Source organism: Hoeflea phototrophica DFL-43 (assembly GCF_000154705.2).
Classification (GTDB): domain Bacteria; phylum Pseudomonadota; class Alphaproteobacteria; order Rhizobiales; family Rhizobiaceae; genus Hoeflea; species Hoeflea phototrophica.
Window position 1 is genome coordinate 1458489 of record NZ_CM002917.1, and the last position, 25098, is coordinate 1483586.

General features: G+C 57.7%; 19 protein-coding genes and 1 tRNA gene. 13 read left to right on the top strand and 7 right to left on the bottom strand.

All coding sequences use genetic code 11. The features are described from left to right. Positions 1-10: 10 nt before the first annotated feature. Positions 11-1174, bottom strand: a complete 1164-nt coding sequence (gene bhcC / locus HPDFL43_RS06755; RefSeq protein ID WP_007196541.1) for a 3-hydroxy-D-aspartate aldolase BhcC — start codon at positions 1172-1174, stop codon at positions 11-13. 251 nt (positions 1175-1425) lie between these two features. On the opposite strand from bhcC, the gene HPDFL43_RS06760 reads away from it, so the two are divergent. The 3 genes from HPDFL43_RS06760 (at position 1426) to HPDFL43_RS06770 (ending at position 3538) form a co-directional block, all read left to right on the top strand. Next, positions 1426-1692, top strand: coding sequence for a DUF3329 domain-containing protein (locus HPDFL43_RS06760; RefSeq protein WP_156970213.1), 267 nt, complete (start codon positions 1426-1428; stop codon positions 1690-1692). A gap of 154 nt (positions 1693-1846) precedes the next feature. Beyond that, a tRNA-Pro gene (locus HPDFL43_RS06765) sits at positions 1847-1923 on the top strand. Between the two features lie 259 nt (positions 1924-2182). Continuing rightward, positions 2183-3538 (top strand): adenylate/guanylate cyclase domain-containing protein, encoded by a 1356-nt coding sequence (locus HPDFL43_RS06770; protein WP_007196543.1) that lies wholly within the window; start codon positions 2183-2185, stop codon positions 3536-3538. An 8-nt stretch (positions 3539-3546) separates the two neighbouring features. Here HPDFL43_RS06770 and HPDFL43_RS06775 read toward each other — a convergent pair whose 3' ends face one another. The 4 genes from HPDFL43_RS06775 to HPDFL43_RS06790 all read right to left on the bottom strand — a co-directional run bounded on the left by HPDFL43_RS06775 (position 3547) and on the right by HPDFL43_RS06790 (position 9258). After that, complete coding sequence (locus HPDFL43_RS06775) at positions 3547-4722, bottom strand: ABC transporter permease (protein ID WP_007196544.1); 1176 nt, start codon at positions 4720-4722, stop codon at positions 3547-3549. Then, positions 4719-5717: an ABC transporter permease gene (locus HPDFL43_RS06780; protein ID WP_007196545.1), complete on the bottom strand. Its 999-nt coding sequence runs from the start codon at positions 5715-5717 to the stop codon at positions 4719-4721. The genes HPDFL43_RS06775 and HPDFL43_RS06780 overlap by 4 nt, the downstream gene beginning before the upstream one ends. 2 nt (positions 5718-5719) lie before the next feature. Further along, positions 5720-7621, bottom strand: coding sequence for an ABC transporter substrate-binding protein (locus HPDFL43_RS06785; RefSeq protein ID WP_040449833.1), 1902 nt, complete (start codon positions 7619-7621; stop codon positions 5720-5722). A gap of 266 nt (positions 7622-7887) precedes the next feature. Next, complete coding sequence (locus HPDFL43_RS06790) at positions 7888-9258, bottom strand: adenylate/guanylate cyclase domain-containing protein (protein WP_007196547.1); 1371 nt, start codon at positions 9256-9258, stop codon at positions 7888-7890. A gap of 240 nt (positions 9259-9498) precedes the next feature. On the opposite strand from HPDFL43_RS06790, the gene HPDFL43_RS06795 reads away from it, so the two are divergent. The 7 genes from HPDFL43_RS06795 to HPDFL43_RS06825 all read left to right on the top strand — a co-directional run bounded on the left by HPDFL43_RS06795 (position 9499) and on the right by HPDFL43_RS06825 (position 18683). Next, complete coding sequence (locus HPDFL43_RS06795) at positions 9499-10536, top strand: NAD-dependent epimerase/dehydratase family protein (protein ID WP_007196549.1); 1038 nt, start codon at positions 9499-9501, stop codon at positions 10534-10536. 106 nt (positions 10537-10642) lie between these two features. Beyond that, entirely contained in the window at positions 10643-11791 is a 1149-nt protein-coding gene (locus HPDFL43_RS06800) for a DUF3095 domain-containing protein (RefSeq protein WP_007196550.1), read from the top strand. A gap of 186 nt (positions 11792-11977) precedes the next feature. After that, positions 11978-12883 (top strand): polysaccharide lyase family 20 protein, encoded by a 906-nt coding sequence (locus HPDFL43_RS06805; RefSeq protein WP_007196551.1) that lies wholly within the window; start codon positions 11978-11980, stop codon positions 12881-12883. 138 nt (positions 12884-13021) lie between these two features. After that, positions 13022-14914 carry a dipeptide ABC transporter ATP-binding protein gene (locus HPDFL43_RS06810; RefSeq protein ID WP_007196552.1) on the top strand — a complete coding sequence of 631 codons (1893 nt, stop codon included), beginning with the start codon at positions 13022-13024 and terminating at the stop codon, positions 14912-14914. 160 nt (positions 14915-15074) lie between these two features. Continuing rightward, positions 15075-16283 carry a glycosyltransferase family protein gene (locus HPDFL43_RS06815; protein ID WP_007196553.1) on the top strand — a complete coding sequence of 403 codons (1209 nt, stop codon included), beginning with the start codon at positions 15075-15077 and terminating at the stop codon, positions 16281-16283. 16 nt (positions 16284-16299) lie between these two features. Next, entirely contained in the window at positions 16300-17538 is a 1239-nt protein-coding gene (locus HPDFL43_RS06820) for a glycosyltransferase (RefSeq protein WP_007196554.1), read from the top strand. Beyond that, positions 17535-18683, top strand: coding sequence for a glycosyltransferase family protein (locus HPDFL43_RS06825; protein ID WP_007196555.1), 1149 nt, complete (start codon positions 17535-17537; stop codon positions 18681-18683). The genes HPDFL43_RS06820 and HPDFL43_RS06825 overlap by 4 nt, the downstream gene beginning before the upstream one ends. Here the strand turns inward: HPDFL43_RS06825 and HPDFL43_RS06830 are convergent. Further along, a complete protein-coding gene (locus tag HPDFL43_RS06830; RefSeq protein WP_040449839.1) occupies positions 18680-19354 on the bottom strand; it encodes a class I SAM-dependent methyltransferase in 675 nt (224 codons plus the stop codon). The genes HPDFL43_RS06825 and HPDFL43_RS06830 overlap by 4 nt on opposite strands. 40 nt (positions 19355-19394) lie before the next feature. Here HPDFL43_RS06830 and HPDFL43_RS06835 point away from each other — a divergent pair, with 40 nt between their 5' ends. From HPDFL43_RS06835 to HPDFL43_RS06845, 3 genes are read left to right on the top strand one after another with little or no spacing between them, the layout of a single operon-like run. Then, on the top strand, positions 19395-19952 hold the full coding sequence (locus HPDFL43_RS06835) for a hypothetical protein (protein ID WP_052093172.1): 558 nt from the start codon (positions 19395-19397) through the stop codon (positions 19950-19952). Positions 19953-19959: 7 nt separating this feature from the next. Beyond that, positions 19960-22677 carry an ABC transporter ATP-binding protein gene (locus HPDFL43_RS06840; RefSeq protein ID WP_007196558.1) on the top strand — a complete coding sequence of 906 codons (2718 nt, stop codon included), beginning with the start codon at positions 19960-19962 and terminating at the stop codon, positions 22675-22677. Between the two features lie 43 nt (positions 22678-22720). Next, positions 22721-23191 carry a cyclic nucleotide-binding domain-containing protein gene (locus HPDFL43_RS06845; protein WP_007196559.1) on the top strand — a complete coding sequence of 157 codons (471 nt, stop codon included), beginning with the start codon at positions 22721-22723 and terminating at the stop codon, positions 23189-23191. Positions 23192-23213: 22 nt separating this feature from the next. Here the strand turns inward: HPDFL43_RS06845 and HPDFL43_RS06850 are convergent, their stop codons facing one another. Continuing rightward, positions 23214-25004, bottom strand: a complete 1791-nt coding sequence (locus HPDFL43_RS06850; RefSeq protein ID WP_169743234.1) for a metallophosphoesterase family protein — start codon at positions 25002-25004, stop codon at positions 23214-23216. Between the last annotated feature and the right edge of the window lie 94 nt (positions 25005-25098).

Genomic DNA, 25098 nt, shown 5'->3' on the forward strand with positions numbered 1-25098 from the left:
TGGTTCCTGCCTAAAAAGCCTTGCCGCGCGCTGAAACAGGCCACAGACATTCCACCTTGCCGCCGCGCACGCCGACATACCAGTCGTGAAGATTGCAGGTCGGGTCGCAATGGCCTGGCACCAGACGCAGTCTGTCGTTGATCGCGAGCACGTTTTCCGGATCGGCAATCTCGCCATGTTCGTCGGAACAGGCGACATAGCGGACATCATCGCGGCCGAAGACCACCGGAAGCCCGCTGTCCATTGACTGCACTTTCAGCCCTGCATCGCAGATCGCCTTGCCTTCTTTAACGTGGCTCATCACCGAGGTGAGGAGAAACAGCGCATTCTCGAATCCGGTCTCATCGATGCGCTTGCCGTCCGCGTCGAGAATCCGGCCGTAATCTGCATCCATGAAGGCATAGGAGCCGCATTGCAGCTCGTTGTAGAGGCCCGATTGGCCTTCGAATTGGTAGCTGCCGGTGCCGCCGCCGCCGATGATGTCGCACTCAAGCCCGGTGGCCTTGAGCGCATCGACCGCCTCCCTGACCATTGCCACTGCAATGTCGATCTTGGCCTTGCGGTCGGCATAGGCCGGCAAGTGCTGCATCGCCCCTTGATAGGCTTGAAGCCCGGCGAATTTGAGACCCTTTGCTGCCGCGATCCCTTGCGCCAGCGCCACCACATCTTTGGTCGTGCTCACACCGCACCGGCCCGCGCCGCAATCGATCTCGACCAGGCATTCGACCATTGTTCCGTGACGAACAGCGGCCTGGGAAAGATCGGCGATATTGGCCGCATCGTCGACGCAACAGATGGTGCGCGCGCCCAGTTTCGGCATTCGCGCCAGCCGGTCAATCTTGAGCGGATCGCGCACCTGGTTGGAAATCAGCACGTCCTTGATGCCGCCGCGGGCAAAGGCTTCCGCTTCCGACACCTTCTGACAACAAACGCCAACCGCGCCGCCGAGCCTTTCCTGGAGCTTCGCCACATCGACGGACTTGTGCATCTTGCCGTGCACCCGGTGCCGCACACCCATCGATTTGGCCTGTTCGCCCATCTTGATGATGTTGCGTTCCAGCGCGTCGAGATCGAGCACCAGACAGGGTGTCTGGATCTCGGTCTCATCCATGCCGGGCAGGGCGGGCACGTCATAGCCGACTTCAAGCCCCTCTAAGCGCGTTGTTGCATCCATGCTGTCCTCGCCAAAAGCCATATTTCCAAAACGGGTGATCCCTTCGCCCTTCAAGTTTGCCAACAGGGAGATACCACTCCTTGGATGGTCCGAAGCCGGGATGCAGTCAAGCGGCTCTTGTGCCGATCCTTCTCGAGCAGGATTGACCTGGCACAGCCGATCGGGTCATGTGGCCGCAAGAAATGGCGCGTCCGGGCTGCTCTCTTGCGAGCATCTGAAATCAAGGCGCCCGTATGCAGAAGGAAAATGCCATGCGGCTGGTACTCGTTGATTTTCGCCACCCGTTCTTCAAGCCCATGACCCGGCGGGTTGTGATCATTACGCTGATGGCGGCCTGGACGGTCTTCGAGTTCGTCGCCGGTTCGGACGCATGGGGTATCTTCTTCGGAGCCCTGACCGCCTATGTCGCCTGGGGGTTTTTCCTTTCCGGTCACCCCGATGAACCTGAACCCAAGCCCGATGAGACTGAGGCGAAGTCCGCCGAGAGCGATCAATCCGACCCACCTATCAGCCAATAACACCGCACCTTGCCGGTCGGCAGCCGAGCCTCTGGGACCTCCGAACCAAAGGCAAGCGGCAATGTGCTAAAAACATTGCCGCCAGAGGCCGCAATTGAAGGGAAGGGGGCTTGTGGCGCGCCGGTCACCGGTCTATAAGCCAGCCCGCTGGTCACGGAGTGTAGCGCAGCCTGGTAGCGCACGTCGTTCGGGACGACGGGGTCGGAGGTTCGAATCCTCTCACTCCGACCAGATTTTCCCGGGTCCATTCTTGTCACATCGACAATCAATTCGCCCTTTGGCGTTGGCGATCCGTTGTTTGGCGACGATCAAACACCGATCCGGGCCGTAGCGTCTCAAGGTAACGTGATCCTCAAAAGGCAGTGATTTGGGCCGTGAGGCATTCGATTTGTGCCGCAGACTGCAGCAGCCTTGTGCTAGGCTTCACGCCGAGGCATCAAGACATCATGGTTGTGAAACGGTGTGTCGGTCGCTGCGAGGAGTTGGCAAGATGATACATTCCATCAGTGTGCTGCGGCAGAGCCTTTTCCCGGCTGCAAGCCAGACAGTCAGGCTGCCCGCTCGTGTTGTCCAGGCCATATCGGATCATGACAATTCCAGCGAGGTGGTGATCAAGTTCATTCAGCTTGCCATCATCACAGTTATGGCCGTGCTTTACTTTCTGTCGCCCAAACGCGGCGATCCGGACCTGCAATGGACAGTGCCATTCGCAATAGGACTCTACATCTGCCTGACCCTTGTGGGACTGTTCTGGGCCACGCGCGCCAGAATTCCCGATTGGGCCGTCTATGCGTCGATCATTTTCGATATGGCGCTGCTTTATTCGTTGATCTGGAGTTTTCACATCAAATACGGGCAACCGCCCTCGTTCTATCTCAAATCGCCGACCCTGATGTATGTCTTCATCTTCATTGGTTTGCGAACGCTGCGTTTCGAGCCCCGCTTTGTCCTGGTCGCCGGTCTGGCTGCCATCATGGGCTGGGTGGGGATGATTGGCTATGTCGCGTTCAGCGATTCCAAGGACATGATGATCACGCGCGACTATGTCACCTACCTGACGTCCAACAGTCTGCTGGTTGGCGCGGAAGTTGAGAAGATCATTCTGATCCTGCTGGTGACCGGAACGCTTACGCTGTCGCTGCACCGCGCCAAGGGTATTCTTGAACGCGCCTTGTCCGACCGCGACGCGGCGCAGACATTCTCCCGCTTCTTTGATTCCGACGTGGCGCAGGAACTGCGCGAATCCGATCTTCAATTGCGCGCGGGCGAGGGCGTCAATCGCAACGCTGCCATTCTCATGGTGGATTTGCGCGGGTTCTCCAAGGCAGCCCAGTCGATGCAGCCTTCGGATGTCATGAGCATGCTTGGCCAGTATCAGAAACGGTTGATACCGATCATTCAGCGCAATGGCGGTTCCATCGACAAGTTTCTCGGCGACGGCATTCTGGCCAGTTTCGGTGCCGCCCACGTTGATGAGGAATTCACGGTCGGCGCGGTGCGTACGGTCGAGGAGATTTTGGCGGATTTCAAGACCTGGGGCGACGATCCGCTGCTGGCCCGGTTCGCGTCAGGCGGCATTGGCATTGCCCTGTCGTCCGGCCAGATCGTCTTTGGTGTCGTGGGCGACGATCACCGGCTCGAGATGACGGTCATCGGCTCTGCGGTTAATCTTTGCGCCAAGCTTGAGAAATACAACAAGGAACTAGGCTCGCTGGCGGTCATTGACAAGGCGACCTACGAGAAGGCTCTGGAGCGTGGCTTTGATCCGAAACTCGAACCGAAACTGACCAGCGGCAGGATTGTGGATCTGGGCCGCGTTCAGGAGGTTTACGCTTACGGGACTTGAGCGGCGCCTTACTTGTAAGGGTCGGCCGCATCGCGCATTCCGTCACCCATGAAATTGAACGCCAGGATCACCAGGATGACGGGAACCGTCGGCAGCAGAAGCCACGGATAGAACGCGATCGCACTCACATCGCGGGCTTCCGTGAGCAGAATGCCCCAGCTGGTAATTGGTGGTCTCAGGCCAAGCCCCAGGAAACTCAAGGCGGTTTCACCCAAAATCATGCCCGGTATGGAAATTGTCGCCGTCGCGATCAGGTGTGACATGAAGCCGGGCACCAGGTGCCGGCCAATGATGCGCCTGGCGCGCGCGCCCATCAGTTGCGCGGCGAGCACATAGTCTTCCTCGCGCAGCGCAAAGAGTTTCGATCGCACCGCGCGTGCAAGCCCGGTCCAATCCAGCAATCCCAGGATTATGGTGATGCCCAGATAGACAAGGATCGGGCTCCATGTCACCGGCATGATCGCCGCCAGCGCAAGCCACAGCGGAATGCTCGGAATGGATTGCAGAACCTCAATGACGCGCTGAACGACCAGATCGACCTTTCCGCCATAATAGCCCGCGATGCCGCCGATGACGATTCCGAGCACGAAACTGAAAGCAATGCCCAAAAGCCCGATGGTCAGCGAGATCCGCGCGCCGTAGAGAATCCGCGACAACATATCCCTGCCAAGCCGGTCAGTGCCAAGCAGGAACAGTTCTCCGTCTTCCGCGGGGCAGAAGAGGTGGAAACTTCCGTCAACCAATCCCCAAAACCGGTAGGAATCTCCGCTGCAGAAAAACCGGATCCGCTGAATGTCGGATGTGTCGTCGGTGTAAACGCGGCGAAGGTTTTCCATGTCCAGCGACATGGTCCGTCCGTAGGTGAACGGCCCGACAAACTCGCCCTCATGGAACAGGTGAATACCTTGCGGCGGCGCATGAATGAACTCGGTGTTGCGCGTGTGCAGGTTGTAGGGAGCAAGAAACTCCGCAATCACGATCATGCCGTAAAGCACCGCCAGAAAAATGGCGGAGACCAGGGCCAATCTATGGCGCTTGAACTTCCACCACATCAGACGCAGCTGAGAGGCGCGGTGAACTTTTTCCTGCTCCGACGTCATGGCTTCGAATGAATGCGGGTCGAACGGAGCCGTGGAGACAAAATGCTCGAGCGGCGCACCTGAGGGAGGAAGGGATGTGCTCACTTTGTGCTCCCGCCCTGAAGTCGAATACGCGGATCCAGATAGGCCAGCGCAATGTCTGATATCAGAACGCCGATAACGGTTAGGAATGCGAGAAACATCAGGAACGACCCCGCCAGATACATATCCTGGCTCTGAAGCGCCTGGATCAGCATCGGTCCTGTTGTTTGCAGCGACAGCACGATCGCGGTGATTTCAGCCCCGGAGATGATGGCGGGCAGGATTGACCCGATGTCGGATATGAAAAAGTTGAGCGACATCCGCAGCGGATACTTGACCAGGGTGCGGAACGGGCTGAGGCCTTTGGCGCGCGCCGTGGTGACATATTGCTTCTCAAGTTCGTCGAGCAGATTGGCGCGCAGCCGCCGGATCATGCCGGCTGTTCCGGCGGTCGCGATGATCACCACCGGGATCCAGAGGTGCTCCATGATCGACTTGAACTTCTCCCACGACATCGGCTGGTTGAAGTATTCCTCATCCATCAAGCCGCCGATGGAGGTTCCAAACCACACATTGGCGAAATACATCATCACCAATGCCATCATGAAGTTTGGAATTGCCAGTCCGATCAGGCCAACAAGCGTCAAGCCGTAGTCACCCCAGCTGTACTGGTGCGTTGCCGAGTAGATGCCGATTGGAAAGGCGATCAGCCAAGTCACGACAATGGTGACGAAGGACACCAGAATTGTCAGCCAGAGACGATCGCCGACGACTTCATTGACCGGAAGCCGGTATTCGAACGAATACCCGAAATCACCGACCAGCATGCCGCTGACCCATTGCACGTAGCGCACCGGCAACGGCTGATCGAAGCCGTATCTGACCCGCAATTCCTCGATTTCGGCCATATCGGTGGCTTCGCCCAAGGCGCGAAGCTCGGCCACGTAGCTCTCAAAGTAGTCACCTGGCGGCAGTTCGATGATCGCAAACACCAGCAGCGATATAAACAGAAGCGTGGGGATCATGACCAGACAGCGCCATGCAATATATCTCAACATTGTCAGACGCTTTCATCAAACCAGAAGGTGTCGGGCATATAGACCCCGAAATAGCAGGTCGGCGCGAAGCCGTAGAGCGCTTCTGCGGGCACATTTCTCAATTGCGAGGAATGGACAATCGGCTGCAGGGCTGCGTTGACGATGCCGATCGAAAAGACATTCTCGGCACGGATTGCCAACATCTCATGCCAGATCTTCTCGCGTTGGGCCGTGTTGGTCGACCGTTCCCAGGCATTGAACAGATCAAGCAGACGTTGTGGCGCGGGCAAGTCGACCGGCAGGCCTTCCTTGCCCTGAGTGATATGGTTCATGCCCCACAGCGGCCATTGCATCTGGTCGTCTGCGGTGGGTGCCAGCCCTTCCGGCGACATGTCGACGGTCGGCACCCCATTGTCGAGACCCACCCAGACAGCCATTGTCGTTTCGCCTGCGATGGCCCGGCTTCTAAAGATATCGCGCTGTGAAACCCGGATAAAGGGCGCCAGGCCGATGGCGCGCCAATGGTCGGTCACAAGTTCGAGCACATCGGTTTCCAGCGTGCTTTCGCCAGCGGTTTCAATGACAATTTCTATCGGCCTGCCATCAGACAACAGCCGGATGCCGGAACTGTTGCGCTCGGAATATCCCGCCTGGTCCAGAAGCGCATTGGCTTCATCCGGGTCGTATTGCGCCCATGCCTCGGCATATTCCCGTTTGTAAAGCGGGCTTTCCTCCAGCACCGTGTCGGCGCTTTCCTTCGCCAGCCCGAAAAACGAAACCATGTTGATTTCGCGGCGGTTGATCGCAATCGACAATGCGCGTCGCACGTCGCGATTGCGCAGGAAGTCCCGCCAGGCCATGTCGGCGCAATTGAGATTGGGCAAGAGTGCAATGCGCGACCCCTGGACCCGTTTCCAAAGACTCACATTGACCGGATGCAGCTTTTCCGCCGACTTGAGGAATGTGTAGTCGGAAAAATCGAGGTTGGTGATTTGCAGATCGGTCTCGCCAGCTCCGGTCTTGGCGGAGATGATGTCCGATGAACTGACATTGAGCAGGTATCTGTCGACATAGGGCAACTGAAGGCCGTTCTCGTCGACGCGATGAAAATAGGGATTACGGTCAAAGACAAACTGCTGAGCCGGGGGCTCGGTCGTGTTCATCCAGGGATCAAGTGTTGGAAGATCCGGGTTTTCGGGACGATAGCTTCTCGACAGCTTGGTATGCAGATCCGGCCAGGTTTCGACCCTGTATTTCTTGATTGCCTCGGCGACCTTTTCTTCACCGACATAATCGACATGAAACTGCTTCATGTAGGCGGACGGCACGGCGAGAGTCAGAGCCTGCGCAGAGGCCAGGCTCTGCAGGAAACCCGGATGCGGACTGCCCCAGGTGTATCGCACGGTCAGCTCATCGATGACTTCGAAAATCGGCGGCTTGCCATCGGACAAAAGCTCGCGCGGCAGACCCCGCCTGCGCAATTTCTTGTTGGTAAGTACGTCTTCCCAATAGTAGCGGAAGTCTTCGGTCGTAAACGGGCTTCCATCCGACCAGCGGTGACCGGGGCGCAGGTGGAATGTGAAGATCCGGTCATCAATCTGCTCAAAGCTCTCCAGGATGTCAGGTTGAAGATTGAGCTTCTCGTCATAGCCGACAAGGCGGGCGTAACCGTTAATGGTCATCAGGCGGATGTCTTTTTGCCTGCCAATAAGCATGCGCACGGTACCGCCATGCGTGCCAGGCAATCTGCCCTTTTCCTTAAGTTTTACAATTCGAGGGACCAGTGGCAGGCGGTCTTTGACGCCGGGCAGGGTGCCCTTTGCAACCTGATCCTTGAAGAAATCCTGTTCAACAGGGGCAGCTTTCGCAATCGCCGGAGTTGCGGCTGCGGCAAGCATGCAAAGCACTGTGCGCCTTTTGATCAAAGTCATGGTCCCACTTGATCGTTTTTCTGTTACGCATTCTCGAAACAGACAGAAACATCAAATGCTTACCTGCATAGGTAAATGATGTTTCTTATGCCCCTCATGCTTCGGCAACGGATCGCCCAAGCAAACCGTATCCCAGACCTTTCGGACTGTCCATCCATGCCGTGCAAAGTGAATGGGTCAGACTGCAACGATCAAGCAGTCTGCCGGCCTTTGAACGGTAACAAAGGCCACAGCGTTTGGTGCGCGGTTGATAGGAGCTGTCAGCGCGTTGAGCTTTTGATCAAGCGGTTGGACGATGTTCTTGTCCACACCCCGTCTTTTTGGGCAAGCTTGCTGCTCTGGATCAGATCCATGACTTCTTCGGCATCGGAGCGGGGCTTTCGGGCACTGTCCACAAAGGCTTCGGTTTCCTTGAGCTCGATATTGGATGCACCTGGTACATAGACCGAGACTTTGTGGTCGATGCCGCGCAATTGTTCTTCGCCACGCGAGACCCAATCTCCGCCGCAATATTTTACGAATTCCTCGCTTGCCACGACCGGATTTTCCAGTTTCTTGGTAAGACCTTCAAGGCGCTGCACCTCATTGACTGAAGCGCCAAAGGCCGAAAACGCCAGGCGGTTCTTCAGCCCGACATTGCCGTACATGACGTTGCCGACATGCAACCCCAGCCCGAAGCCGATTGGCTCCAGGCCAAGATGTTTGCGGCCGGCATTGAGTGCGCTCATACGCGCATTTGCTTGGCGAACCGCGGCCATTGCGGCTTTTGCGGCCATCTCCGATGGAACCCGGTGACGGTCGCAGGGATAGACTGCAAGAAAACCATCGCCAATGAAGTTCAGGATTTCGCCGCCATTTCGATTGAACGGCAATGCCACGGCGTCGAAAAAATCATTGAGCGTATCGATGAAAGTCTGACGGCTGCTGCCCTCGGCGAGCTCCGTTGATTGTCGCATATCACCCATCACCAGCACCGCGCGAACGGTTTCGCCATCGCCGCGCCGGATCTGGCCGGATAAAACCCGCTTTCCGGCATCGCCGCCGATATAGGTGGTCAGCATGTTCTCGGCCAATTGACCCAGAACCGCGATGCGTGCCGCCATCGCAAGGTTGCCCTGAATGCGCATCAGGACCTTGATCATTTCCTCGTTGAAGCCGCCCTTGGCATCGGTTGCCCACGAGCCCATCATCCCCCGGTTTGGTTCATCGAAGGATTGCACAAAGGCCAGGTAATCGGTGATGCCCAGCTCCTCAAGATCCTTGAAAACCGGAAACTCATTGTACCCCGTTTCTCCAAGCCGGCGGCGCAGATGGGCGAGGTTGTTGTTGAGCAGATAGAAATACGGACTTTTGACAAAGGCGTCCGGCGTCGCGCCGTCCGGTACTGTCAGAAATTCCTGCATTCTGATTTCTGCACCGCGATTCCATGTGAAGCTTGAGGCATCATAAAGCGGATGAAGCATCGAAAAGCTCAGATGAGCCCTTGCCAGCGGCAGTCCGGCAGCGGCCAACCGCTCGCAGGTTCCGGTCACGATCGTGCCAAGATTGTCGCCCTGAAGTGCAGCCTGGCGCATCCATGCCACAACACGGTCCATCAGTGTCTCGGATATCTCTATGCCAGCTTCGCTCACTCTGTGCCCTTACATTCCGTATTGTTGTTGTTGCCCGAGCCAAAAACGGGGCCGGAAGGGGCTCTTGCCCCACTATTGCCATTGCGCTTGGCCTACATATAAGTAACCAACCGTCGAAGACCAAACGGTGGAGCTGTCACCGATGTCCCTTGTCATCGGGGTGATCATCTGGGGATTGGCGGCGAAGATGTCCATGCCCGCCTTTCGCAGCTCCATAGCCACTGAAAGCTCAAAACAATCATGCGATATTTGATAACGGGAACAGCCGGCTTCGTCGGATTTCACCTGGCAAAACGGCTCCTCGAAGATGGCCACAGCGTGACCGGATTCGATGGAATGACCTCCTATTACGATGTCCGACTGAAGCAGATGCGGCATTCGATCCTGGAACGCCATCCCAACTTCACTGCGGTAATCGGCATGCTTGAAGATGCGCCGGCGCTCAAGAATGCCGCAAACGAGCGGCCCGATGTCATTGTCCACCTCGCGGGCCAGGCCGGCGTGCGCTACAGCGTCGAAAATCCCAAAGCCTATTTTGATTCAAACATCACCGGTTCCTGGAACGTGTTGGAACTGGCGCGCACTCTGGACGTTTCGCATCTGATGCTCGCATCGACGTCCTCGATCTACGGCGCCAATCAGTCAATTCCCTATTCCGAAAATGACCGGGCCGACGAACAGCTGACTTTCTATGCAGCGAGCAAGAAAGCCATGGAGGCAATGGCGCACAGCTACTCCCACATTTACAGGATTCCGACCACGGCCTTCCGGTTCTTCACTGTGTACGGACCATGGGGCCGCCCTGATATGGCGCTGTTCAAATTCACCAAAGCCATTCTCGAAGACAGGGAAATCGAGATCTATGGCGAAGGCCGGATGAGCCGCGACTTCACCTACATCGACGATCTGGTTGCATCAATTGTTGATCTCTCGCGAATTGTTCCCTCGGAGGCCAACCGGGTCAAAACGGCTGCGGTCAAGGATACGCTCTCGGCGATGGCGCCTTTCCGCATGGTCAATATCGGCGGTGGCCAACCCTTCGGCCTTCTTGAATTTATCGAGGTGATCGAGGAGGCCGTGGGCAAAAAGGCAAAGCGCAAACTGCTGCCGATGCAAACGGGTGATATGGAAAAAACCTTCGCCAACGCGGATCTTCTGGTGGCGTTGACCGGCTCAAAGCCGCAGACTTCGCTTGAAAAAGGCGTCAGGGCGTTTGTGGATTGGTATGTCCGTGAAGGAACCAGCTTCGAGTTCCACACATTGCCGCCTGCTTCATAGGGTCTATCTGACACCCTTGGGTGTGCATGCCGTGCGGACATGCCATGATGTGCCAGTGCCAGCCTCGGCAATGCCGGGCGCCTGAGAAACTCGACAGAGGCCGGAAATGGACAAAGCAGTGCATAACGACTTTCTGGCCGGGCTTCCGGTCTTTACAGACTTTGATGGTGTCGAGGATGTGTCACGCTACCGCGCCTTGCCCAGCAATTGGGCGCTTGCGGTTGCCGATGTGGTGGATTCGACCGGAGCCATTTCCAATGGCAAGTACAAGTCCGTCAACATGGCAGGCGCGTCGGTGATTTCCGCCATGCTGAACGCGCTCGAGGGCCGGGAGCTGCTGTTTGTCTTTGGCGGTGACGGGGCCAGCGTCGCCATCCCGCCTGATGGCATCGAGACCGCAAGGGCAGCGCTATCGGCGGTGGTCCGCTGGGCCGGGGCGGAACTCGGCATCGAGTTGCGGGGTGCAATCGTGCCGGTTTCCGAGATCGAGGCCAATGGCCTGGAAGTCAGGGTGGCCCGCTATCAGGCCAGCCCGAATGTCACCTATGCCATGTTCGCAGGCGGCGGCGCATCCTGGGCTGAGAAACAGATGAAAGCTGGCCGGTTCCAGGTTGACTTGGCACCCGAAGGGGCAGTGCCCGATCTCACCGGATTGTCTTGCCGCTGGAACCCGATCCCGGCGCGGCACGGCCAGATTGTCTCGCTCATCCTGTTGCCTGTGCCAGGCGGCGACAGCAGGGTGTTTTCAACCCTTGTTGCCGATGTTCTGGCCTTGCTTGCAACCGAAGCCCGCGATGGCCATCCAGTCCCTTCAAACGGGCCAAGTTACGGCCTCTCGCTTGATGGCGTCGAAGCTGAGACCAAGGCCACCGCGCTTGAGGGCAGCCGCATCCGGACAAGGCTTTCCATTCTCAGAGACTGGTTGCTGGTGGTCATTCTCGGTGTCTTCAACGGCCGCATCGCAGGCTTCAGCTCTCGCGACTATCTCAAGGATGTGGCCTTGAACACCGATTTCAGGAAGTTCGACGACGGGCTGAAGCTGACCGTCGATATCAGCGCCGAGACGACCAGCCGTCTTGTCGAACGGCTCGACAAGGCTGCTGGCGCGGGCGCTTGCCGCTACGGAATTCACAACCAGAATGCGGCCTTGATGACCTGCATCGTCCCCTCCGCAATCCGCCGCGATCACATGCATTTTGTGGATGGGGCGGCTGGTGGCTATGCCGAGGCGGCAAAGCAGTTGCGGGAGCCGTGATAAAACCTTCTGGTTGAATGCACATACTGTTCTTGACTGCTGTAGGTTTGCCTTGCAATCTTCCGCTCAAACCCACGCAACCCTGTCGAAAATACTGGAGAAGACATGAGAGTTCGAATTGGTGCCGTTACAAAGAGAACTCTCGTTGCTCTTGCACTCTGCCTTTCCTCAAGCGCACTGCCGGCGATGGCGCAGGAATGGAAAAAGACGCTTGTCGATGGTTTTGACGGCGACGATTTTAGCCCCGAGGGCGGTCTTTATTACCGTGACAATTTCGAACAGTCTGCAGGGATTGTTGAGTTTGAGAAAACGGAAAAATTCAACGGCGCGGGCGCGCTCAGACTGGGCGTCAAGCCGATCTGCCCTGCGGACAGCGATGGTTGCAGTGAACGCGCGGAAATCTGGGAAAAGACGCCGCTCAGGGTGCCCTATGACATACCGGTCTGGTTCGGCTTTGCGCTCAAGTTCGGCGATCCCGTTCCGGAGGACAAGCACCGTTATGTGATTGCCCAGTGGAAGCGTGAGATCGGCCCCGAAGCTGTCGGCAATTTCAGCCCGCTGCTGGCGCTCAGGGTCTACAATGGCCGGCTGTTTGCGACGGTTGAGACGAACTACTATCCCGGCCTGTCGACAGGCCCCAAAGGCGTTCCTGCTGACTGCGAAGACGGCATAACGCAAGTCTGGCTTCGCCCGGACACCAACCAGATCCGCGCATTGGTGGCCACCGATGCCAAATGGGAGCCCGAGGATGGCGCCCTGTTCAATTCCTGCTCGGACAAATTGACCGTTATCGATCGCGGAAACCCATTGCCGCTTCCGACGTCGGGCTGGATGGATTTTGCCATCCTGTCAAAGCCGGGCCCCGACGGAACCGGACACATCGAGATTTTCGCCAACAATCAATGGGTGGTCACCGTCAAGGGGCACATCGGCCACAATGACCATGGATTGGGTGAAAACCAGTATTTCAAGTTTGGCCCTTACCGGGCTGCGGCCGACAATGAATGGACGATGTATTATGATGACTTCCGCCGCAGTCTGAAATGTGAAGAGGTGCTGACAGACAGCGCGCAATGCGCCAAAATCAACTAGACTTCGCAGGCCGTCCAACGGATCGTCGCCAAGATGCCTTCATGCGTTTGTAACATGCGGCCTTTAGGTCATGGACAGCTTGGGAACTGTGCGATAACGTCACAGCCAATCGACGCTGTATCAATGAGATAATGTCCTATGTCTTCAGGTTCCGACCTTTTGCGCATCGAGAACCTGAAGATCTCTTTTTCGCTGCTTGGCGGACAGCTTGATGCTGTCAAAGATGCAAGTCTAAGGGTCCTGCCGGGAAAGGTCACCGCCCTTGTGGGGGAGTCCGGGTCCGGCAAATCGGTCATCAGCCAGTCCGTAATGGGCATTCTTCCGAAAACCGCGACAGCAACAGGCAAAATCCTGTTCAACGATCCGGAGACGGATGCCGAACCGATCGACATAAATTCGCTTCCCAAGGACGGTCCGCAAATCCGTGCCTTGCGCGGCGCGCGGATCGGCAAAATTTTCCAGGAGCCCATGACATCGCTGTCTCCGCTGCACACGATCGGTGACCAGATCAGCGAAACCCTGCGCATCCACATCAATATGTCGAAATCCGAGCGGCGTGATCGCAGCGAGGAAATGCTGGGACTTGTCGGGTTTCCCAATCCGCGCCGGGCATTCGATATGTATCCGTTTGAATTGTCGGGCGGCATGCGCCAGCGCGCAATGATCGCCATGGCATTGGTCTGCAAGCCGGCGCTGCTGATCGCCGACGAACCGACGACAGCGCTCGATGTCACCATTCAGGCCCAGATCCTGGAACTGCTCCTGGAGCTGCAGTCCAAATTCAATATGGCGATGCTTCTGATCACCCACGACCTCGGTGTGGTCGCCAACATCGCTGATGAGGTGGTTGTGATCTACCATGGGCAGATCATGGAGGCGGGCGAAGTCGAGCCGATTTTCCGCCGCCCCGGCCACCCCTATCTAAAGGGCCTGATGGCAGCGGTGCCGCATTTCGACATGAAGCCTGGCGAGAGGCTGAAGGCATTGCGGGAAATTCCGGTCAACGCCGGGCACCTTCTGGGGAAGGAAGCCGCCTCAAACGAAAATGCATCGGACGTGGTGCTGACGGTTCGCGATATCATCAAATCCTACGGCACGCGTAAATCCGGGATGTTCGACCGCGAGGTCTCCGCTCCGGTTCGCGCGGTCGACGGTGTGAGCTTCGACATCAAACGCGGCGAATGCCTCGGACTGGTGGGGGAGAGCGGCTGCGGCAAGACCACGGTTAGCAAGATCCTGATGCGCGCCGTGACGCCGGATTCAGGGTCGGTCGTGTACCATGGCCGCGATGGCGAGATCGACGTTCTCGGCGCTTCCGCAGAGCGGCTGCGGACCTTGCGCACCAGCATCCAGATGGTATTTCAGGATCCGGTATCCTCGCTCTCGCCGCGTATGACGATCCAGAACATCTTGCTCGAGCCGCTGGAGATCCATCAGCGCGGGACCCCGGCGTCGCGGCTCGAGACAGTGGCCAAGCTGATGGAGGCGATCGGGCTGGACAAGCGCTATCTCAACCGCTACCCGCACAGCTTTTCCGGCGGTCAGCGTCAGCGCATCGGCATCGCCAGGGCGCTCGCACTCGGACCTGATCTGTTGATCTGCGATGAGCCCGTGTCGGCGCTTGATGTGTCCGTGCAGGCGCAGATTCTCAACCTCCTGAAGGATTTGCAAAAGGATCTGGGGCTCACATATCTCTTCATTTCGCACAATCTGGCCGTCGTTGATTACATGGCCGACCGCATTGCGGTGATGTGTGGAGGCCGGATTGTCGAATTGGCGCCGCGGACCACGCTGATGCGGTCCCCGGTTCACCCCTACACAAAATCGCTTCTGGCGGCGGTTCCGTTTCCGGATCTGGACCGCCCGCTTGATTTCGCCATGCTCCGCTCCAGCGGAGCATCCGACACCAGCAATTGGGGCAACATGTTTGTCTCCCCCGACGTGGATGAACCGCTGCAGGCCAAGGATCTCGGAGACGGGCATTTGGTGCTTGCGCGCAGGAATGTTGATGCCCGGGAGTTGCGGCTTTGACAGCGTTCTGGCATGCGGTCTGTGGACACAGGTGTTCACAGTAAATTTTAGCAGGCGAACGGCGTTGCGGCCGTGACCTGGAGAATTGTTTTGTTTTCCCTCGCTCAAGAGGATCTCATGCCGCTCCGGGAGTTTAATTTGGAGATGCGAGGCTTCAACCATGATCGAGCGCTTTGAAGACGCCCGCATCCTTATGTACAGCCACGATACATTTGGCTTGGGACACTTGCGACGTTGCCGGACAATCGCGCATTCGCTTGTCGAGGACTTTCGCGGTCTCAATATTCTCATTATTTCCGGCGCCACGATCGCCGGCGCCTTTGATTACCGGGCGCGCGTCGATTTCGTGAAAATCCCCAGCGTTATCAAGCTCAGAAACGGTGAATACACGTCGCTTGACCGCCACATCGATCTTCACGACACGCTTGAGATGCGGACTTCGATCATTCGCCACACGGCGGAGACCTTCAAGCCGGACATCTTCATCGTCGACAAGGAACCCCTTGGCCTCAAGGGGGAGGTTGAGGATACGCTCGCCTATCTCAAGACCCGTGGTACGCGCCTGGTTCTGGGACTGCGCGAAGTCATGGACGCGCCGCATCTGCTGGATGCGGAGTGGAAAGCCAATGGGGTGATGGAAAAGATTGATCGCTTGTATGACCGGGTCTGGGTGTACGGGCCGCCGGAATTCTATGATCCGCTCACGGGCCTCGATGTGCCTGAAACCGTGCGTTCAAAGATGGATTTTGTCGGCTTTCTTCAGCGCCGGGTGTCCAGCGACGAGGACTCAAGCCACCGTCCAAAGGGGGACTACATCCTCGTCACCACCGGTGGCGGCGGTGATGGTGCCGATCTTGTTCACGATGTCATTCATGCCTACCAGAATGATCCTACCCTGACCTGCAGGGCGCTGGTCGTCCTGGGCCCTTATATGCCTGCAAAGCAGCGCCGCAAACTCAAGCTCAAGGGCGGCAAGATTCCCTATCTGGAGATCATAGAGTTCGACAACCGCATGGAAGAGCTGATAGCGGGCGCCAAGGGCGTGGTCGCGATGGGCGGCTACAACACCTATTGCGAAATCCTCTCGTTCGACAAGCCGGCACTGATCGTTCCGCGCGTCAAACCGCGTGAAGAGCAGTTGATCCGCGCCCGCCGCGCCTCGGAGCTGGGCCTGATCGACATGCTGTTGCCTGAAGAAGCCGCTGAGCCCCTACGTATGGCCGATGCCCTCAAGGCGCTGCCTGATCGTGCGCCTCCATCCGCCAAAGCGGGTGGGTTGCGCCTTGAAGGGCTTCCGCACATTTCCGAGATTGTCGGAAAATGGATGAGCGTTGCCGAGCCGGGCCGCTTGAGCGTTGTCAAGAATTGAGCCAGATTTGGTCGCGATGCGCAAAACGGTCATAGTTCTGAAGGGCTATCCGCGTCTGTCGGAAACCTTCATCGCCCAGGAAATTCTCGGATTGGAGCGTGCCGGCTTTGACCTTGTGCTGGTCGCGCTGCGCCATCCGACCGACAAGAAGCGCCACCCCGTCAATGACGAGATCAAGGCGCCGGTCTTCTATCTGCCTGAGTACCTTCATGAAGAGCCTGTCAGGGTTTTCAAGGCTGTCTTTTCAAATCTGACCAAGCCTGGATTATGGCGCGCGGCGGCAACGTTTCTGCGCGATCTGGGCAAGGATTTTACCCGCAACCGTGTCCGCCGCTTCGGCCAGGCCGCGGTGCTATGTGCGGAATGGCCAAAGGATGCAGGCTGGATTCACAGCCATTTCATACACACGCCGGCCTCTGTCGCGTCCTACGCCAGCCAGATGCTCTCAATCGGCTGGAGTTGCTCGGCACATGCCAAGGACATCTGGACCTCCGCCGATTGGGAACTTGTCCAGAAGCTGCAGGCGTCAGCCTGGACCGTGACATGCACCAGGAGCGGGTTTGTGCACCTCAAGCAACTGGCGGCGGGCAAGGGGCAGGTCCATTTGAGCTATCATGGCCTGGACCTCGATCGCTTCTCCAGATTCGAGGCCGACAGGCCAGCACGTGACGGGTCCAATCCTGATGACCCGGTGCGGATCGTGAGTGTCGGCCGGGCGGTTGAGAAGAAGGGCTATGACATTCTTCTCACGGCGCTGAGCCGGTTGCCCGCGTCCCTGCACTGGAGGTTCACCCATATTGGCGGCGGCGAGAAGCTGCCCGAACTTCGGGCTCTGGCAAGCAGCCTCGGCCTTGCCGATCGGATCGAATGGCGCGGCGCCCTCGACCAGACCGAGGTGCTGGCCGAATATCAGCGTTCGGATCTCTTTGCGCTTGCCTGCAGGATCACCGCGGATGGAGATCGCGACGGGCTTCCAAACGTCATCGTCGAGGCCTCAAGCCAGCGCCTTGCCACGGTCTCCACCGAGATTTCAGGCATTCCCGAACTGATCACGCACAATGAGACCGGTTTGCTCTGTCCACCCGAAGATCCTGACGCCTTTGCCGCTCTTATCGGGACAGCCATAACCGGTCCGGAGTTGCGGCACCGGCTGGGCGACGCGGTTGAAGCCCGGGTCAGATCGCAGTTCGATCATCATTCGAGCATCGCACAGCTCAAGCAACTGTTCATCGAAGCCTGGGGCAAACAGCGATGACGGGGCAATCGGTGCTGTTCTATGTCCAGCACTTGCTCGGTATCGGGCATTTGGCGCGGGCCAGCCGCATTTCGCAGGCCCTGGCTCAAGATGGCTATGACGTGACGATGGTAACCGGCGGTTTGCCGGTGAAGGGATTTCCGCCCGACACTGTCCGTCATGTGGTCTTGCCGCCCGCGGTCGCCGCCGATGCCGGGTTTTCCGGTTTGGCCGACATGCACGGAAACCCGGTGGATGAGGCATTCAAGGATCGTCGGCGTGCAATGCTGCTCGATACCCTCACGACGATCAAACCAGATATTGTACTGATCGAGGCGTTTCCCTTCGGACGCAGGCAGATGCGTTTCGAGCTGCTGCCGTTTCTCGAGGCCATCCACGCGACCAGCCCGCGTCCGCGTATCTATTCGTCGGTGCGCGATATCCTGCAGGCCCGTGCCAAACCGGGCCGGGACGAGGAAAGCGTGGCGCTGCTCAACAAATGGTTCGACGCCGTTCTCGTTCACGGCCACCCGGATTTCGTTCGCCTCGACGAGACCTTTCCGCTCGCCGGAGCAATCCAGGACAAGATCATCTATACCGGCCTTGTGGTCGCACCGAAAACGCCGGCGCAGCAGACAGATGTCTTTGACATCGTGGTTTCGGCCGGGGGAGGCGCAGTCGGCGCCGATCTTGTTGAGGCGGCCGCCGGAGCCGCGCGGAGACTGCCGCAGTCCTTGCGTTGGTGCCTCATCGCAGGGCCCAACATGCCCCGGCTTGACTACGACCGAATTGTCCAGAGCGTGGGCTCCAATGTGGAGCTGCACAGGTTTCGCGAGGATTTTCGCGATTTGTTGAAATCGGCCGAACTCTCGGTCTCGCAGGCCGGCTACAACACGGTCGGCGACGTGCTTGATGCCGGGTGCCGCTCTGTCGTGGTCCCATTTACCTCCGGCGGTGAGACCGAGCAGCAGGTCCGTGCCGACCGTCTGGTCCACAGAGGGCTGGCCCGGTCAATCCATGAGCGCGAGCTGAGCGCGGACAAGCTGGCTGACCAGATCGGCCTGGCGCTCGCGCTGCCCAAACCCGCGGACCACGGGATCGACCTTGATGGCGCCACCCGGACCGCAGCCATATTGCGGCCAGGTGGGCTGGTTCATGGGCTCTAAACTGAACCGATCAGCATGAAGCGGGTGTAGTTCTTGGTTTTCAGGCCGCCGCCGAAAACCTCACTTGCCAGCCCGGCCTGCGCCCGGAATGCGTCGAGATCGGGCACGCAGCTGATATGGGTCGGCTCGGAAAAATAGTCATTGGATTGCAGCAGCACCCTTGTGCCGCCCGGCAAAAGCGCAAGCCAGGCCTTAAGGTCTGCAATGTGCTCACAGCTCGTGTTGATCACCAGATCGGCACCGAGAGAGGCATAGTCCATCTCATACATGTCTGCGGTAATGGCCTCGAACCTGTCTGATGAAGCCCGGTTGAGAGCGTGAGCGACAATTGCCACGTCCGGGTCGATATCGCTGCTGACGATGCGGCCAATCTCGAAACGCTCATCATCAAACAGCATGGCTGAAAGAATGCCGTACCATCCACCGACCACAAGGATATGGCGGTAGGCGGGGCCGAGATGTTCGAACAGCATCTGACGGGCCCAGATCTTGGAGGCCACCTGTTTGTGGTTGAAAGCATTGCCGATATCGGCTTGCGGATGTTTCCCGATCACATTGGCGATGCCCGCAATCAGGGGGCTGCCTGTGTAGGCGGCCAGACCCCTTGTCAGGTCGAAAGCAGTGTCATGCCAATCTTTTGCGGGCGGTTCGCTGGGGCGGGTAGTGTTCATCATTGGCGTGTTGTAATCTCTTTCGATCGGAGCGCAAGCCATGCATCATCAGGGGGGTATACCCCATCTTAGTGGAGTCGGATCAGATGCACGCCAGGTGCTGGCAGCGCACTATTTGCGCAATTGTGAGCATGTTGTCGAGATTGGCGGTCATGAACGGCCGATCACATCTTTCCTGACCCATCATCCCCGCTCGGTAACCTCCGTCGATCCGAAGACGCCGGCCCTTGAGGCCTCGACACTTAATGGAAAGCCTTGCCGTGTTCGCCATCTCGCGCGGAAATTTCAGCAAGTCGAGTTTGATTTTGTCCCGCAATCCTATGGGCTGGTCCTGCTGGGATATTCGCTAAAGCCGTTTGGCACTCGTGATCCTTTGGGTGATGTGCTTTTTTCGCTGATAGACAATGCAAAGATGGTGATTGTCGACTACACTCCGGGCTTGGACCGGGCTGTATCGCAGGTGCCCGCCATTCTGGAGAGACCGGTCCTACGAACCTTGTGCATGCTGGAACTTCGCCTTTTTGATCCTGAGATCGCAGATACGCCATTCGCCGAACGCCGATTCCATGTTCTGGAATCCATCCATGTGAGCAATTGAAGTCTTTATGGAATCACGACTTTCCCGATACATCTGGACCCATACCAGCAAGCAGCAGCTCTGGATTCTGCTGATCATCGCATTGTCCATGATCCCCTATTTCTTGTCGTTTGATGTCCCCAAGCGGATCGTCAATGGCCCGATCCAGGGTGGCGGATTTGAAACCGCTGACGCCACGCAGGTCTTTGGCCGGATCGCTATGGATCTTCCCTATCTGGGTGAAACCGTACTTCTGCCAGGGCTTGATCTGGACCGGTTGAACACGCTGTACGCCTTGAGCCTGTCATTCCTGATGCTGGTCATCATCAACGGCTTGTTCAAGCTCTACATCAACACCTACAAGGGCAGGCTGGGCGAGCGTCTGCTGCGTCGGATAAGGTTTGATCTGGTTGACCGGGTGTTGCGGTTTCCGCCGCGGATGTTCAAGCAAGTCAAGCCTGCTGAAATTGCCAGCATGGTCAAGGATGAGGTCGAGCCGATCGGCGGGTTTACCGGCGATGCTTTCGTGCAGCCTGCCTTGCTGGGCGGTCAGGCGCTGACCGCGCTTGCCTTCATCTTCACCCAGAACATGTGGCTTGGCTTCATCACCGCTTTCATGGTGAGCATCCAAGCCGTGCTTATTCCCAGAATGCGCAAGCGGCTGCTCGTTCTGGGGCGCGAGCGCCAGCTGACCGCGCGCCAGCTTTCAGGCCGTGTCAGTGAAATCGTTGAAGGCATCCATGCGATTCACGCCTTTGATACATCCAATTACGAACGGGCGGATGTTGCCTCACGGTTGGGGCGCATTTTCCGCATTCGGTATGATCTCTATCAGTGGAAATTTCTGGTCAAATTCATCAACAATTTTCTGGCCTCGGTCACACCGTTCCTGTTCTACATCGTTGGCGGTTACCTTGCCTTGAACGGGCAGTTGGACATCGGCCAGCTCGTGGCCGTGATCGCTGCCTACAAGGATCTTCCCGGTCCGCTCAAGGAACTGATCGACTGGGACCAGACCAGGCAGGACGTGCAGGTCAAATACTCCCAGGTTGTTAGCCAGTTTACCGTCGACAGCATGATCGATCCATCGATTCAAACCGTGTCAGACAAGCTGCCCGAGGGCATCGTCAGTCATCCCCTGTCTGTCGTGAACCTGACGGTGGCCGATGACAGCGGCGCCAAGCTCATCGAGCGGATCAATCTCAAGGTCCAGAGAGGCGAGAAAGTCGCCATCCTGGGCAATGCGGCAGATGGTGGCGAAGCTTTCGCCGAGGCGCTGGGGCGTATTGTGTGGCCGGAAAGCGGACGAATTACCGCAGGTGAGAACGATATTCTCGAACTGCCTGAATCCGTGACCGGCAGGTCGATTTCCTATGTGTCATCCGATCCTTATTTCTTCTCGGGAGCGCTGAGGGACAATCTCCTGTATGGCCTCAAACATGCGCCGATACGGCCCGCTGAATATGATGAAAAGGGAATGCAGGACCGCAACTGGCATGTCGCGGAGGCAAAGCTGTCGGGCAACCCGGACTACGATGTCGCCAGTGACTGGATCGATTATGAATCGGCCAATGCCACCGGTCCCGAGGACTTGATCGGGCCGATTGGGTCTGTGCTTGAGGCCGTTCAGCTCTCCTCGGACATTCTTGAACTGGCCCTTCGCTCCAAGGTCGATCCTGAACGCAACAAATCGCTGGCCGAGGGTTTGATCGGAATGCGCGGAGCCTTGCGCACGGCTCTGGAAAAGGAAGGCCTGGCCAATCTCGTGGTGGCCTTTGAGCCCGATTCCTACAATGCCGAGGCGACGGTGGGAGAAAATCTCCTGTTCGGCAATACGGTGGGGGCGGTCTTTGCGGACGGTGCGATCGGCAAGAATCCCTACTTCCGAAAGGTGATCGCCAGCCATCAGCTTCACGTGTCCCTGTTCAAGATGGGCTATGAGATAGCTGAGAATGCGATCGAACTGTTCAGTGACCTGCCGCCGGACCACCCGTTCTTCCAGCAGCTCACTTTTATGAGTTCAGACGACATCCCGGTCTACCAGGCATTGCTCAACAAGCTGAAAGGCAAGTCGTTCGAGGACGCCAGCGAGGATGAGAAAACCCGGATCATCCGGCTGAGTTTCGCCTATGTGGAACCTCGCCACCGCTTCGGCCTTCTCACCGATGAACTGATGCAAACCATCGTGGCGGCACGGCAGGATTTCCACGCCAACATGCCCGAAGACATGCGCGAATCCTTCGAGCGCTATGATCCTGAACGCTACATCGCTTCAGCCAGCATCATGGACAATGTGCTGTTTGGCCGCCTGAGTAACAGGTTTGCTGATGGTGCAGAACAGATAAAAATGATTGTCATGCAGATCCTGCGGCCCCTGGGTCTGTATGATGACGTGTTCTCGATCGGGCTTGATTTCGACATCGGAACCTCCGGCAAGCGTCTGACGATTGCACAGCGCCAGAAGCTCAATCTCGCACGGGTCCTGTTGCGGCGGTCGGATTACTATGTCTTTAATCGTCCTCTGGCCAGCTTGGATCAGCGCACGCAGGAGCAGATCGGGCGTTCGGTACTGAAGAAGCTGGAAAGCGACGGCAACAACCCAACGGTGATCTGGGTGCTTGCCCAGTCCGGTTTGGCGTCTGAGTTCGACCGCATCATCCTGTTCAACCGGGGTGCGGTCGTCGAGGACGGGTCTTATGATAGCCTGCTGCAAAAGGACGTCTTCAACAAGATGATGTCTGGCTAGAAATGGCGGGACTGACGAGGTCAACACTTACAGGAGAGCGGTCATGCTGCTTAAAGATGAGGTTCAAATGCTGCGGCGAGTGCCGCTTTTGGCTGGCATCGATCAGACCAAGCTGAAGCTTCTCGCCTTTGCCTCCGAACGTATTTCCTATCGGGAAGGGGAGGTCCTGTTCAATCAGGGAGATCCCGGTGATGCGGCCTATGTCATCCTGACCGGAAAGGCAGACATTCTCGTCAACTCGCCTGATGGAAAGTCCCAGATCCGGGTTGCCGAGGTGGAGCAAAACTCTCTTGTAGGCGAGATTGCGATCTTGTGTGACGTCTCAAGGACCGCCTCGGTCAAGGCCGCCACGGAGATCGAGGCCCTCAGAATTCGCAAGGATGATTTCGTCAAGATGCTGACCGACTATCCTGAAATGACCATCGAGGTCATGCGGGTTCTCGCCGACCGGCTCAGCCAGACCACCACGGAACTGACAGAAGCCCGCAGCCTTGCAAAGCAGAAGCCCAACTGAACGTCCGGTTCGTGACTTTGTTTCATGAGGCCAAGGCGTCGGCTTCAGGTCGCCTAACCGAGATCTTGCCCGTTTGCAGGCAGACCGAAAAATTTTCCGACGGCAGGCCATCGTACTTCTCATAGATGGCAAACAGCATTGCTAACTGTGCCTTCAAGCCATCTGGCTTCACCATATCCGCGCCGCGGTCAAACAACCTCATGACTGCGTCATAGGCCTGCTTTCGCTCCACCGGAATATCCCGGAGCGCCAGACCACCCGCCATTTTCAGGCGGTACCAATCCTCAAGAAACGTCAGCAGCGGGATCGTTGCCAGATATTCGGGTTCGGTTCCGGTCAGGAGTTTGAGCCTGGCGGTCATATCCGCGTTGAACTCAGGTTTCCGCATCGTTGTGTCGCTGAAATCCGCCGGGTCTGGTTCAGCTGCGGCTCCCGTCTGCAGCGCGATCGCCGCCACATCGGCAAGCGTCAACGCCCGGACCAGTTCCGCAAGCTCCGGAGGCCATTCCCGGCGCAGGTAACGCCGCGAAACAAGATGCCCGAGATGTTCATAAAGAAACTCGCCATAGCTGCGGGCCCGCATCAGCCGTTCTGCCGGCAATCCTGTCTCTTCGATTTCGTGTCGGTAGGATTGCGTGACGACCGGATCAAATCCGCACTCGCCGATGCTCACCGTCTCGATCTCAAGCTTATCGCCAGACAGCGAAACGATCTTGTAGGCCGCCGGATAGGCGACAAGCGAGGGGACGCCGACATTGACGACAAAGCCTCGGGCGTTCTCATACAAGGCGGTGTCATTGATATGGAGATGGCCGCTGAAATGCACTTTGATACCCGCCTCCAAAAAGGCCTCAGCCACCGCGGCGCCTGGAATGCGCTTGCTCAGCATGGTCTCTCCGGTCAGCATCTTCTCGCTCTCGGACGTGTTCCTCAACGGATCGAGCGCCGGGTAGTGTGAAAACGTCAAAAGATGCTTGCCGGACTGTTCGGCACGAACGGCCACCTCTTTCATCCATTTCAGAATGAAGGGCTTCTGCTCAGGAATGGCATTCCAACCCGCGTCGGTACTGTCCGCGAAGGTCTCCGCATTGGTGTCGGCATCGCATGGCCCGAGGGGCACAAACACATTGGCATCGATCATCAGCATCCAGAGCCCGGGGAGGGGCTCTACAAGATAGGACGCGTCCATCAGTTGATGCGTGACCTCACCTTGGCTGGAATTGGCTTCGTAGACCCGGGAAAGCGGATTGTCGCTGTCGCCAAAGGGCGTCTCCCACAAGATCTCGTCACCGCGTCTGAAGAAGCCATTGCGCTGCATGGGCTGCAGCCCGGCGGGATAGCCGTGGCAATACATGGCCGGCGTAACCACTGTCCGGCGCGCGTTCACATCCGATACGGCGGGATCGCTGGTCGACAGCACATAATCTCCGCCCTCACAGAGAAAGCGTTTGCTGCGATGCCGTCCCTGGGCCGCGAAGATGTCGTGGTTGCCTGCAACGGCGTAAAACCGCATTCCGAACCGCAGCTCAAAGTCCGACAACAAGCGGCTCAGCCTGTCGAGAGTGGCAACTTGCCCGTCATCGGAGTAATCCCCGAGCAAAACCACATGCTTGATACCGCGCCTGGCGATGTCCTCAAGGGCATGGTTGAGCGCACGCGCGCTCTCATTGAACACACGCAGGGATTTGACCGTGTCGGCCAAGCGGCGGAGGGAAAGTCCGGCCTCGTTCGCAGACAGACCGAAATCAGCATGCACATCGTGGAAATGAGCGTCGGCGATAACGGCGATCGACGGCATATCGGTCTCTGACATAAGAAGACATTCCAGACACAGGAAAATTTTGCTCCGGCTGCGAACAAAAGCGATCAGGATGAACCAAAAATCAACCCTCGCATATGACATTGAG